At 70.5% G+C, this 13,448-nt stretch carries 5 protein-coding genes; 1 reads left to right on the top strand and 4 read right to left on the bottom strand.

Annotated features, from left to right (window positions below; all coding sequences use genetic code 11):
* Positions 1–407 precede the first annotated feature (407 nt).
* Complete coding sequence (locus tag ACWEOW_RS10040) at positions 408–1,712, bottom strand: DUF2254 domain-containing protein (RefSeq protein ID WP_452269047.1); 1,305 nt, start codon at positions 1,710–1,712, stop codon at positions 408–410.
* A gap of 493 nt (positions 1,713–2,205) precedes the next feature.
* Between ACWEOW_RS10040 and ACWEOW_RS10045 the strand changes: the two genes are divergently transcribed.
* Entirely contained in the window at positions 2,206–3,672 is a 1,467-nt protein-coding gene (locus ACWEOW_RS10045) for a cation:proton antiporter domain-containing protein (RefSeq protein ID WP_452269048.1), read from the top strand.
* A gap of 338 nt (positions 3,673–4,010) precedes the next feature.
* Here the strand turns inward: ACWEOW_RS10045 and ACWEOW_RS10050 are convergent, their stop codons facing one another.
* The 3 genes from ACWEOW_RS10050 to ACWEOW_RS10060 all read right to left on the bottom strand — a co-directional run bounded on the left by ACWEOW_RS10050 (position 4,011) and on the right by ACWEOW_RS10060 (position 13,012).
* On the bottom strand, positions 4,011–7,391 hold the full coding sequence (locus ACWEOW_RS10050) for an ATP-binding protein (protein WP_452269049.1): 3,381 nt from the start codon (positions 7,389–7,391) through the stop codon (positions 4,011–4,013).
* Positions 7,392–7,481: 90 nt separating this feature from the next.
* Complete coding sequence (locus ACWEOW_RS10055; RefSeq protein ID WP_452269050.1) at positions 7,482–10,445, bottom strand: FG-GAP repeat domain-containing protein; 2,964 nt, start codon at positions 10,443–10,445, stop codon at positions 7,482–7,484.
* Positions 10,442–13,012 (bottom strand): S8 family serine peptidase, encoded by a 2,571-nt coding sequence (locus tag ACWEOW_RS10060; RefSeq protein WP_452269051.1) that lies wholly within the window; start codon positions 13,010–13,012, stop codon positions 10,442–10,444. The genes ACWEOW_RS10055 and ACWEOW_RS10060 overlap by 4 nt, the downstream gene beginning before the upstream one ends.
* Positions 13,013–13,448: the final 436 nt, after the last annotated feature.

The following is a 13,448-nucleotide window of genomic DNA, read 5'->3' on the forward strand; positions in this document are numbered from 1 at the left end:
CCGTATGCCGTAGGCCTGCCGTCGGCGTCCGCCGCCCCCTATGCCGTGTGGTCAGCGGGTGCGGTCACCGGGGACTCGCTTCTGAGTGAAGGCGGCCAGCCCCTCGGCCATGTCCTCACTCGCGATCAGCTCGTCGATCACGCTGCCGTCCGCTTGTGCCTAGCAACGGGGCGACGACGGGCACCATCGGGCAGCAACCATCCCGCACCGATGCTGCCTGTCCGCCTTCACCGAGCGGTGGCGGGTGGTGACTCGCGGTGTGACTCGGATCGCGAAGGTTCAGGTTCGATGCTCGGGAGCCTCGCGAAGGGGCGGGCGATGCTGCCGGCACCTCGCGTCTGGCCCATGGCGCCGGCCAGCCGGTGCGCTGTCTGGAAGCGTCCTCTCGACGAGACGCCGGCTCCGGGTCAGCGGCCCAGCTCGGCGAGCAGGCGGTCGCCTCGTTCGACGAGGGGGTCCCGGTCCGCCGGCTGAGCGACGTCCCGCTTGACGTCGTCGAGCAGCACACGGACGAAGTCTCGCAACGAGCCGAGCCGTGGCCCCGTGCACAAGGTTCCCAGGTCTCGCGCCACGCGAAGCAGAGCGAGCACCACACGCGGCTCGGAGTGTCCGAACCTGCGCACCTGACCCAGCCCGAGGTCGATGAAGTACGCCCAGTCCCGACCCAGAACATGGACCCGAACCGTGCCCTTGACGTCGGCCAGGCTCTCGCTTCCCAACGGCCGCGTCGCCAGAGCGGCGAGTATCACCGAGAGGTGGTCGACCGCCTGGACCGCCGTGTACGGGTCGTTGACCGCCGGCGACAGCGCCTTGGATGCGATGTCGGCTAGCTGGCGCACACCGAAGGCGACGTCCTGCTCGGCCGTGCGCTCGAACCCGAGCCGCACGCCCTGGGCGAGGCCGACCCCCAGTTCTCGGATCGCGTCCGTGCTCAGCTCGGGAGCCCCGGCGGCTAAGCTCCAGGCCCACGCCAACGGAGTTCCGACGATGACGTGCTCGCCGATCATCGGCACCAGCGCGACGAAGGCCTCATGCTCGGCCGCAACCTCCACCAGCGTCTCGAGGTGGATTGTCTGCACATAGCCGGACTCCTGCGCCAGCAACGGGACCCCAGACGACGGGACGCCGGGCTGACGCATCGTGTCATCGCCCCGCGCCATCGAGTCGCGCACCACGTGCAGCGTGTCCTCCTCGACGTCGACCATCACCTGGTCGATCTGGATCGAGTGTGCGAGGTGGTGCACGAAGAAGACGAGCATGATCATGCTCACGAAGAAGAGCAACAGTGCGCCGCTCACGGCGAGGCGCGGGTAGTCGGTCGTCCGCTGCCCGCTCGAGATCCCGACCGTGTAAAGCCCCGCTGTGCTGTACGCGAAGGTCGCCACGAAGCTGCTCAGGGTCACCTGGTTGACAAGGTCACGCAGGAAGTTGCGCAGGAGCCGGGGACTGAACTGGGTCGAGGCCAGCTGCAGCGCGACGACGGTCAGGCCGAGCACCAGAGCGATGACAGTGACCATCGTGCTGGCGATCCCGATCAGTAGGGTGCGGGCGTCGTCCGCCGTGCCTTGGAAGACCAGCCTCGCGAGGCCAGAGCTCGCGTCGATCGTGATGCTCGAAAGCGCCGAGCCCAAGATGAGGGCGAGGACCACCGCCAACGTCGGCATCGCCCACAGCGCCCCACGGAGGTACTCCATCGCGGCTTCGCGCCTCATCAGCGCCTCCTTGCACGGTCGGCATTCCAGGGCCTGTCGTTGCATCATCGACCCAACCACCGGGAAACGGCGACGACCGCGTCACGTCTGCCGGCCTTCGCCCCGCCGAGCCCTTCTAGTTCGGGGACATGACACGTACCCACGGCGATGCAGGAACCGGCCGGCGTCGCGGTGCCTATGCTCGCAGGATGAAGTGGCACCTGCCCGCTGGGCACACCGTGACCGGGTGGGACTTGCTGATGCTGGCCGTTGCGGCAACGGCAGTGTTCGGACTCCTGATGCAATGGTTGATCTCCATGGTCTCCTGAGCTGTCGTCGGCTCGCGGCGATCGGCCGCCGAAGGCGCGACCCCAGCGGGTCTCTGACTCATGCTCCTTCGAAGCGGGCCTGGTGCGTGATTCCACCAGCGTGTCGGAGCTAGAGTTGACTCGGTGTGCCGGGAAGGCTGGTCGGCGGTTTCTGACCCGACCCTCATGCCCACGCCAGGAGTCCGTTGACCGAGACTGAGCGCTTCGCACTCGAAGTCCTGCTGGCGAGCGTGGCCGCGCTCGTCGCCGTGCTGATGAACCGGGTCACCGAACGGATCCGGATTCCTGCTCCGCTTCTGATGCTGGCGGGTGCGGCTGTCGTTGCCGCCTTGGCTCCTTTCCTGGCGATCTCGGATGTGGTCGTGGTCGCAGAGGTCGTCACGATCGCCTTGGTGCTCATCCTGTTCGAGGGCGGCATGCACATCGGCTTGCGGCGCTTGCGGGCCGCAGCCCGCCCCATCGGCGTGGTTGGAGTGGCAGGCACGTTCCTGACCGCAGGAGCCGGCGCGGCCCTGCTGCACGTCGCCTTCGGAATGGACTGGTACGTCGCGCTACTCGTCGCGACGGCGGTGGCGCCGACCGATCCCGCGGTTGTCTTCTCGGTCCTGGGCAGGCGGGAGATCCGGGGACGCAGCGGCACGATCCTGGAGGGCGAGTCGGGCGCCAACGACCCGGTCGGCATCGCGCTCATGACCAGTCTGCTTGCGGCAGGTGCTCTGACCTGGGCCTCGGTAGGTCAGGTGGCCGTGCAGTTTCTCCTTCAGATGGCCGTGGGCCTTGCTGTGGGGGTCATCGGGGGTCGGGCCCTGTTGTGGTTCATGCGTCGAGTGCCACTGCCCAACGAGGCCCTTTATCCCCTGCGCACCACCTTCGTCGCGATGCTCATCTACGGGGTCGGCACCGTGGCCCACGGCTCCGGGTTCCTCGCCGTGTTCGTGGCCGGCATCGTCATCGGGGACCCGGGCGCGCCGTACAAGCACGAGATCCAACGCTTCCACTCCGCCCTGGCAAGCCTCGGGGAGATTGTTGCCTTCCTCGTGCTGGGGCTCACGGTCGACCTCAGCGTCCTGACGTCGGTTGACGTCTGGGCACCGGGCCTCGTGTTGGGGGCAGGTCTTGCGGTGCTGATCCGGCCCGGCGTTGTCGGGGTCTGCCTCATCCCGGCGAAACTACGGTCGAACGAACTGGTGTTCATCATGCTCGCCGGTCTGAAGGGTGCGGTTCCGATCCTCCTAGGCGAGCTGCTGCGCGCCGCCCATGTCCCGCAAGCTGAACGGCTTTACGGCATCGTCGTTGTGGTCGTCGTGTTCTCGGTTCTCGTCCAGGGCAGCCTGGTGCCCACCATGGTGCGCCGGCTCCGTCTCCCAACGCGCATGATCGAGCCCGAGCCGTGGGCTCTGGGTGTGCGTCTTCGGGCCGAGCCCGACGGCGTTCACCGACTGCGGGTCGGGCCCGGGACGCGAGCAGCTGGCAGGACGATCGCCGACATCGTGGACGAGATCGGGGACATGTGGGTGAGCATCGTGGTGCGCGACAGGGTCCTCGTGACGGTCCGCGGCGACACACAGCTGCAGGTAGGAGACGAAGTTGTGGTTCTGGCCGACCCTGAGCTTCACGACCAGCTGGTCGCGACATTTGAAGCAGGGCCGTGACCAGGCTCGCTCACATGCCGCTTGAGCCGGGCGGCCACCCGGGCTGTCCGCGGCAGGTGTCGTAGTGTCGCCAAGAATGGACCGCGATCGGGGAACGTGCCTGGGGCACGGCGGGATTGGCCGACCGGGTCGTGCCCCATAGCGAGCCAGTCCTCGACAGGTTGTTGTCGCTCTCGGGCTTTCGGCGCCCAGGGCACGCCTACCGTCAGCCTGTGCGCGGAGGCACAAACGTCGGCGACTGCCTGGTCAGACCTGAGATAGCCCAGGCCCTCTGAGCCGAGCTCTCGATGAACACGACTTTGTGCCGAACTTGACCGGATCGCACCATCTGAAGCGCCTCACTCATTCGCTTGTGGAGCCGGCTCGAGCCTGCCGGTCGCCCATGCCTGCTCGATCCGCCGCAGTCCCGCGGGGAACGGCATACGTGACGCGAGATCGTATGCCGCGGCGAACTCGTCCGCTGCCTGGTCGGCCAGACCGAGCGCGCCAAGAGCGGCCGCGTGCGCGGTCCGCGCTTCCACCTCCGTGAGGCACTCCCCCACGGCTTGGGCGTCGACGATCACGGCACGCGCGGTGGTGGCCGCGACCTCGGCCCGGCCCGCCGCGAGGTGCGCCCATGCACCGATCGCCCCGGTGGCCAGGCCCGGCACGTCGCCGAGCACGGCCAGCGCTTCGTCGGGAAGCGACGCGCGGACCAGCCACTCCGCCTTTGCGACCCGCGCCTCGCGTTCGGCCTGCTTGTCCTTCCGGGTCGAGGCCACCTCGAGGGCCGCGTCCAGCAGCTCGCCGGGGTCGCCCGAGCCAGTGCGCATGCGTACTCGCGCGAGCGCCACCTGCGCGTACGCGGTAGACAGGTCCGGCCCCGACCGCGACGAGTCCACGGCGCTCCGAGCCAGCGTCTCGGCCGCCTCGGCCTCGTCGAGCAGCAGGTGGAGCTCGGCAAGGTTGGCCTGCTCGAACGCGACGCCGACCGGGTCACCCGAATGCTCCGCCAGCTCGAGTGCCCGGTGACCGGTCTCCAGCGCCTCACGCAGCCGACCGGACCGTCGCGACTGCTCGCGCTGCACGGACAGCACCGACGCGAGCACCAGCGGGTCCCCGAATGCCTCGGCGTGAGGAAGGGCCTCGTTGGCGACCGGCCCCGCCTCGCCGAACCGCCCGTCGAGCGCGAGGGACGCGGCCTGGTACTGCAGGGCCCTCGCGACAAGACCGCGTCGCTTCGGCCCGGCGACCCGTTCTGCGTGGGCGCGCGCGAGGCGGGCGGCCTCCACACCCTGTGCGTACCGACCGACCACGAGGCACAGCAGCGCACCGCTCAGGTGGTGCACCGTTGCGGCCAGGGCCGAGGTCGCGTCGGTCGGCTGATCGGCCGCGAGCACGGTGGCCGCGTCGTCGACGACCCCCGACCGGATCAGCACATCCGCGAGGCGCGCCGTGGCCAGCACCACGCCGTCCTCGTCACCGCGGCGCCGAAGATCCTCCGCCGCCTCGCGCAGCACGCGAGCGGCCTCCTCGTACCGTCCCATCCGCTGGAGCACGTCGCTGTGGTCGATGCGTGCCCACGCCGCCTCGACGGCCGCGGTGTCCAGCCGATCCGTCAGCTCGGAGTAGTAGTGGTCCGCGGCATCGTTGGCGCACAACGCGGCAGCACGCTCCGCCGCTTGGCGCAGGTATGCCGTGGCGCGCGGATCGTCGGCCCGCGCCAGGTGCGCGGCGAGGGTGTCCACGGCATCCGGGCGCCGGCGCAGGACGGCGTCGGCGTACGCGGCGTGGAGCAGACGCTTGCGGGCGACCGAGATCTGCTCGTAGCACGTCATCCGTACGAGTGGGTGGTCGAAGACGAGGCCCGCGACGGGCCTGCCGTCGATGACCACGTCTCGCTCGGCGAGGACCGTGCCCGACACGGCGTCGTCTGCGGCGGCCGTCGCCTCGGCCACCGACAGCGCCGGGTGCAGCCCTTCCGCAGCGACCTCGAGCACCTCGGACAGGGCGGCGTCGCCTCCGGCCACCGCAGCGACCTCGACGATCCGGCGCGTCGCGGGGGCCAGCCGGGCGAGCCGCGCCGACACGAGCTGCCGAACGCCGGGCGGGGTGTGCGGGTCGCCGTCGGGCTCGTCGCTGCGCCGGGCGAGCTCCGTCGCGAAGAGCGGGTTCCCCAGGGAGAGCTCCCACACCTCGTCGGGGACGCCGTCCGTCGGGAGCGCCCGTACGTCCGCGGCGAGGGCCTCGCAGTCCTGGCGACTCAACCGCCCGATGGCGACACGGCCCGCGAGACCGTCGCGGAGCAGTGACTCGAGCACCATCCGGCGTGGGTCCGACTCGGCGAGCTCGTCGTCGCGGTAGGCGACGGCGAACGTCCACGCGGGATGGTCCCCCGCAGCCGCGCGTCGCGCCAGATGGCTCAACAGCTGGAAGGAGCCGAGGTCGGCACCGTGCATGTCGTCGAGGACGACGTGGACCGGCACCGCATTCGACAGGTCCGCCAGGAAGCCGGCGGCCGCCCGGAACAACCGCTGCCGCTCGTCCTCCGGGCTGCGCGCGGCGTCGGCGCCCGCGTAGCCGAGGGTCGGCAGAACCGCCGCCAGCTCCGGGTACTCGCCTCCAATCCGGGCCCGCTCCACCGACGGGCGGTCCGCGAGCCACCCGTCGAGCGCCTCCACGAACGCGCCGTACGGCGTGTGCCCCTCGGCGTCGTGGCCGGCACCCCACAGGACCGCAGTGCCTGCTCCGGCCCGAAGTCGGGCCGCCTCGGTGACGAGCCTCGTCTTGCCGAGACCGGCCTCACCGCCGACCAGACGGACCCGCGGAGCGGCGACGTCGAGCATCGCAGTCACCGCCTCGTCGCGGCCGCGAAGTGGCGACGCGGGTGGCTGGCGCAGCGCCGGCGGCGGCACGAGATCGTCCTCCGATGCCCGGACCGAGCCGCCACCGGGCGACTCGAGCACCAGCGCGTGCAGGCGCTCGGTGTCGGGACCCGGACGGATGCCCAGCTCGGAGTCGAGGACGTCGCGGCACGCGTGGTACTGGCGGATGGCCTGACGGCGCAGCCCCTGCTCCAGGTACGCGCGCATCAGCAGCTGGTGGGCGCGCTCGTCGGTCGGGTTGTCGGCGAGCACGTCACGCGCGACGGCGGCCGCCTCGTCGGGGAGCACGTCGCCGAGCAGGGCGTCCGCCAGGGCGAGTCTGAGACGTTCCACGAGGACGACGAGCCGGTCGCGGCAGGCACTGGCCCACACGGCATACCGGTCCTCCGGCAGCAGCTCCCCGGTGAACGCATCGAGGGCTTCGGCCAGGTCGGCGGTGCTGCCCGTCTGGAGTGCCGCCCGGGCGAGACGCTCGGCGTGGTCGGTGTCGATCCAGACGGTGTCGGGCTCCAGCCGGAGCATGGCCCCGTCGGTTGTCAGGTAGGCCGACGGCGCTCGCGCAGCGAGCTCCGGCTCGAGCGCCCGACGCGCGGCGTGCAGGGCCACCCGAAGGCTCCGGATGCCCGACTCGGGGTCGGCCTCCGGCCAGCAGGCCGCCATGGCCTCCTCGCGATGGAGCTGGTGGTCGGGCGCGACCGCGAGCATCTTGACCAGCGCCTGGGCGCTCGGCCGCGTCCACCGCTCGGCGAGCGGCGGGCCGGAGTCGCGGACGGCCCGGAAGCCGCCGAGGAGCTGCAGCCGGAGCAGCGGCGGACGTATGCCGAGGGCACCCCTGTCCGGTCGCGCCCTCGTCATGGGCGAACAGTAGACCCCCGGCAACGCACCCGCCCCCCGGCGCCGTGGCGTCGGAAGGCGGGTGCGCGCCCCCTCAGGTCGTGGGACCGGTCAGGACGGGTCCAGGGTGAACACGGTCAGCGAGCGGATCGCCGTGTAGGGGACCGAGTAGCCCCCACCCTCGAGGCCGGCCATGCGGTCGGTGCCCGAATCGTCGAAGTTCAGCGAAACAAGCTCGTCCTTGCCGTCCCCGTCGAGGTCGCCCACCACCATCTCGCGGTTGCCGCCGAGGTTCCTGCCGTATGCCGGGGGGATGCTCGTCGACGACGTCACGATCGCGGGGTCGAACAGCTGGAAGAACGCCGCCCCGCTGGTGAGCAGGTACCGGACACCGTTGGGGCCCGTGGCGAACGCCGCGTTCTCCATCTGGGCCGTCGTCGAGGCCCTGAAGTCGGCGCCGTTGGCGCCGTATAGGCGGATCGACGCCGTGCTGCCCATGTACAGGCCTTCCGGGCCGGTGAACCAGCTGCCGAGCGTCCACGGGCCACCCGCGGTGCCGGTGTGGAGCACCTGGCCGGTGCGCCCGTCACGGATCTCGACGTAGGTGGTCACGACCTTGGTCGCCGCGTTCTGGACGAACCACGTGTAGACCACTGCGTGCCCGTCCGCGTAGGGGATCGCCGGCGACGCGAAGGTCGCGCCGCGCATCGGGATCCCGACCACCGGGCCCGGGGCTCCCTCGGGTGCCGGGTCGACGGTCCAGGCGACGGTGCCGTCGGCCTTGAGGGCGACGCCGCCTGCGGGGCGCGGCTGGGTAGGGTTCCCCACGCGGTTGGTGTACTCGGCGTAGACCTGCCCGTCGGCGACGGTGGCCTCGCCGAAGATCACGCTGCCGGCGGCTGCCGGGGCGGCATACTCCCATCGCTTCTTGCCGTCGACACCGTAGACGCGCACCTTGTCGGTCGGCACGACGATCTCGGCCCTGCCGTCGCCGTCGAGGTCCGCCGCCGCCACGGTCCAGACGTACTGTCCGAGGCCGTCGATCGTCGCCAGCGCCTTCCCGGTGCGGGAGTCAAGGGCCACCACGGCCGTGTCGGCGGCGACGACGAGGTCCTCGCGGCCGTCGCCGTTGACGTCGGCCTTGACGATCTTGTGGATCTGGCCCGGGGCCGTGGCCTGCCACAGCAGCTTCGGCGAACCGGCGAGCAGCGAGGCTCCGTCGTAGGCGTAGACCCCGTGCGACTGGCCGCCCGCGACGACGTCCTTCGTGCCGTCGCCGTTGACGTCGATGACCACACCGGAGGAGAGGACGCTCTGGAGCGGCGTCACGGACTCCTGCTTGCCGCTGCCCAGGTTGTAGGTACGGATGTTCTGGTCGGTGTCGACCGTGCGCAGCCGCCACCCGTTGTCCTTCAGGTACGCCTGGGCCCAGGCCTGGGACGCCACGACCCCGCGCTGCTCCCACTTCACCGCGCCGTTGTTGCCGGCTAGGGCCGCCAGCCGCGCGTATCGGGTCACGCTGCGGTTGTCGGCGCCGGACGCCGACCTGTCGTCCGTGTAGTCCGCGACGATGGTGCTGTTCACCGCGGTCAGGCCCCACGCGGTCGCGCCGTCCCTGCTCCAGTCGGGGTCCCGTTTGACCGTGCGCGACCACAGCACCGAGGCGGTGCTGCCGTCGAGGGCGCGGATGGTGTTCGCGTTGACGAACAGGCTCGGGTCGAGCGTGTCCTCGCTGACCGCGTACTCCGGCTTGGTGTCCCCCTGCACGTCACCGACCTCGAGGTCGATCGGCAGCGCGTTGATCCGGGAGTCGAACACGGTGCGGGTGCCGTCGGCGATGGAGTAGGCCGCGATCTCGTACCGCACGCCCTCGTTCGGGTCGGACTGCTCCATGGCGACCAGGCGTCCGCGGGACGAGTCGAGCTGGAGCTGGCGCGAGTACAGCCGGTTGGCGCTCTGCCACCTCACGCTCCCGTCTGCGGTGTCGAGCACCAGTGTGTGACCCTCGGGCACGGGGGCCGCAGTGGTCCTCCGGACGTTCCACGACGCGGCGAGCAGGCCGCCGCCCAGTGGCTTCAGGCTCGCCCACCCGGCGGTGTTCGCCTTGGTCTTGCCGGTGTCGTAGGTCCACGTGCTCGACGGGGTGAGGGCGCCGTTCGCGTAGTCGAAGCGGACGCCGGTGAGGGTCACCTTCGAGGTGGCGGGGGCGTTCAGGTTGAACGTCGGGCTGTCGGCCATCACCAGGGTCTTGCCGACGACGGTGATGTTGTAGACGCCGGGGTACACGTTGCTCCAGAGCGTCTTGCCCGTGGCACCGTCAAGCACCGTGACGAAGGTGCCGGTGGGCAGCGGGTAGCCGGCCTTGACGAACGGGCGGAACGGGAAGGTGCCGACGTCGGCCGTGAACACCACGTCCGGCACCCCGTCGCCAGTCAGGTCGCCGGTCGCGTAGCCGTTGTCGGACGCCGGAGTGAAGGGCCCGACGGCGTTGAAGCCCATGACGATTCGGGCCGGGTAGGGCTCCGGCGAGAAGCGCGGCGAGGCGACCGGGAGGTTCCACTCCTGGTAGAAGGAGGTGTTGGTCCGCTCCCACGCCAGCTTCCCGTCCGGGGTGCGCCGCGAGATGTTGCCGAGGGCGTGGAGGGTGAAGTAGTCACCCGCGGGGTCGGCCACCGGAACGGTGACGGCCATGCCCTGCGCGCCCTCGACCGCGCCGCGCACGTTGGCCTTGAGGGCAGGGACCGCATCGAGGGACGCCTGGCTGCTTCCATCGCCGGTCGTCGTGCCCGTGCCCGTGCCCGTGTCCGTGCCCGTGTCAGCACCCGTGGTGGCTGTGTCGGTGCCGGCCATGGTGTCCGCGCCGTTGGTCGGCGAGGCGCCCTGCGGGTCGTAGGTCCGGTCGGCGAGGTCGCCGTACGGGTCGAGCTGCAGGCGGGCTGCGAGCTCCTGGGTCTGGGTGTCGGTCAGGACAAGCAGGTCGCCGTCGTCGGCGGTGGCCGCCGACGGGGACAGGCCGAACGCGAGCCCCGCGGCGACGAGGGCGCAGGCCAGGCCGGTGGTTCTGGTCTTGTTCATGAGGTTGCCTTCTGCGAGAAGCGGATTGCCGAGCCGTCGGTCAGGACGGTCTGGTTGAAGGAGTACTGGAGGGCGTCGCTGCCGGCCTGGTTCTCCATGCCGACGGTCGCCGAACCGCCCAGCTCCAGCGCGTTCCCCGCGATGTCCTTGTACTGCAAGGTGATCGCGCCGGTTGCCTCGTCGAACACGGCCTCGAAGGAGACGCGGACGGACGTGTCGGCCGCAAACGCCGCGTTGTTCCACACGATCGCGAAGCGGCGGGAACCGACGGTGCCGCTCGTGGTCGTCTGGACGCTCGACTTCTTGTCGAGGACAAGGTCGTCCCAGAGAACCGCGAGAATGCCGTTCGGCTGGGCTGCGGCAGGAAGCGCCGTGTTCGAGTAGTCGCCGAGGCGCGGCTGGAGGAAGTTGACCAGACCGTTCGTGGTGACCGACGCGCTGGTGTACGAGACGCCGTAGTACTTCACGGGGAACGGCAGGGCGACCGTCGCGGCGTCCTCGTCTCCGCTGATGGAGACCTTGGACGACCCGTTGACCCAGGAGTACGTGGCCGGGGCGCAGCTGACAGTGCCGCCGGCATCAGTGCGGTTCGGCACCTGGGCCGTGGTGCTCTCGTCACCGTCGACCGTCAGGGCACCGGCATACACGCCGTTGCAGAGCACCGGAGCGGCGGGACGCGCGTTGAGGGTGAACGACCCCTCGGCGACGTCGGGGAAGGTGAACCTGCCCTGCGTGTCGGTGGCCACCTCGGGAAGCGGCGTGCCCGCAATCGAGACGGCGGCCTTGGCCAGCGGCTTGCCGGTGACGTCGAGCACCGTCCCGGTGACGCTGTGGTGGGCAACCGGGTCGAGCCCGAAGTCCTTCGTGGTGTCGCCACCCGTCACGACGGCATACCCGGACTCGTCGAGGTTCGCGTAGCCGTAGCCGCTCAGGAAGAACGAGTAGGTGCCGGCCGGGAGGACCAGACGGTAGGACCCGTCGGCGGCCGTGGTGACCGTCCGAGTGGTGGTCTCGCCCGACGCAGTCACCGCGATGTTGGCGGCTGCGGCGCCCGACACCTTGTCGGCCACGTGTCCGGTGATGACGGCTGCGGTGTGCGGCGCTGCGTCGACGGCCGCGAGGATGTCGAGCTTGCCCTCACCCCAGACGTTGTTGACATCCGCGGTGCCGCCGCAGTGCGTGTCATCCACGTTGCGTGCGGCCCGGTTGAGCAGCGCACGCGTGGCGTCGATGTTGCCGATCAGCGACGGGGCCTCGGACCACAGGAGCGCCACGGCGCCCGCGACGTGCGGCGTCGCCATCGACGTGCCGTTGAGGTTGCGGTAGGTGTTGTTCGGGAACGCAGAGCGGACGTTGACGCCCGGCGCCGAGATGTTCGGCTTCATCGACCCGTCGACGAGCGAGGGACCAAAGCCCGAGAACGACGCGATCACACCGTTCTGGTCGTAGGCGCCGACGCCGTACGACGGAGCCTGGGAGCCGGGAGCGTGCGCGGTGGAGCAGGTATGGCCGTCACCGTCGTTGCCGGCGGCGAAGGCCTCGAAGATCCCGGCCGCGTTCCACGCCTCGACGATGTCCTGGTAGAAGGTCGTGTCGCCGCCGCCCCAGGAGTTGTTGACGATGTCCGGCGCCAGGTCCGGGCGCGGGTTCTGGCCGTTGTGGTCGGTCGGAGCCAGGATCCACTGGCCCGACTTGAGCAGCGAGCTGTCGGAGCAGCTCGCTGCCTCGCAGCCCTTGGCCGCGATCCACCTGGCGCCCGGCGCGACGCCGATGCCGCCCTGGCCGACCATGGTGCCCATGGTGTGCGTGCCGTGGCCGTTGTTGTCGCACGGGAAGCCACCGGAGGTCGCGCACTGGCCGGTCGGGTCGAACCAGTTGTAGTCGTTGGAGAAGGCGCCGTTGCCGAGGTTGCCGCGGTAGGTCCCCACGAGAGCCGGGTGGTTGTACTGCACGCCGGAGTCGACGTTGGCGATGACGATGCCCTCGCCGGTGGTGCCGTACTGGGACCAGACCTGGTCCGCCTTGATGTCGGCGACACCCCACTCGGGGGTCACGGCCGCGAGGCCTGCCGCGGGTGCGGCGGCAGCCGCGGGTGCCGCGGTGGCCTCGACCCCGTCCAATGCGTAGTGGTGCTCGGAGACGATGCTCGCGACGTCCGGCCGAGCCGCCAGGGCGTCGACGAGGCCGGGGTCGGCGGAGGTGACCTCCAGCGCGTTGGCGATCCAGTACGACTGGTACCCGACCTTCTCCTTGTCCAGGTAGGACCGCAGTGACCTTTGGCTCGATGCGGCGTTGGCGCGCAGCGCGGCGTATGCCGCGGTCGCCTTCTCCGCATGGCCGTGGCCGGCCTTGGCACCCGACAGGTCGGCCTTCTGCTTGAGCACGACGAAGAAGGTCGAGCTTCGGCCGGCATCGGTGAGCTGTGTGACGGTGGGATCGACGTGGGCTCCGCCGGTCTCGGCGGTGGCGAGGGCCGTGGCGGCTGGCGCCGACCCGGCAAGCACCGCGACGGCCGCTGCGGCCGCCCACGGCACCGTCCGGCGCCGGGCGCTACTGAACAGATGCATGGGGGTGTTCTTCCTTCGGTGGACGATGCGAGCAGGGATCTGCCCCGCGGTGGTCCCGGTGTGGCTTCGGGCACGGTTTCGATCTCGCCGGCGAGGCTAGGTGGGCGCCGTTACTGGCGAATTACCGAGAGCTCGGGTCCGGCTGCGGTGGAGCCCGAGCGGTCCTGCACGACGCCAGGTCACACGCGCGCTGCGGGCATCGCGTGACGGTGTCGCTCGGGCAGTCGATGGACAGGCTCGGACGGATCCTGCGCCCGCGTAACCTCCCGCCTTTGGACGGAAACAGGCAGGCAAGGGAGGAGTCCACGCAGAACGGCATACCTGCACGTCAATTGACCTTTGCGGGCAGTGACGGGCAGCAACGCTCGACGCAGCCCGAGACGCACTGGGTTCGGGGTTCGAGTCCTTGGCCGCGCTTTCATCAGTGCTGGTCACA

It is taken from the genome of Monashia sp. NPDC004114 (assembly GCF_053603855.1).

Coding starts and splice junctions, on each gene's coding strand:
- ACWEOW_RS10060 (WP_452269051.1), bottom strand. CDS start 13,012: ATGCATCTGTTCAGTAGCGCCCGGCGCCGGACGGTGCCGTGGGCGGCC.
- ACWEOW_RS10040 (WP_452269047.1), bottom strand. CDS start 1,712: ATGAGGCGCGAAGCCGCGATGGAGTACCTCCGTGGGGCGCTGTGGGCG.
- ACWEOW_RS10050 (WP_452269049.1), bottom strand. CDS start 7,391: ATGACGAGGGCGCGACCGGACAGGGGTGCCCTCGGCATACGTCCGCCG.
- ACWEOW_RS10055 (WP_452269050.1), bottom strand. CDS start 10,445: ATGAACAAGACCAGAACCACCGGCCTGGCCTGCGCCCTCGTCGCCGCG.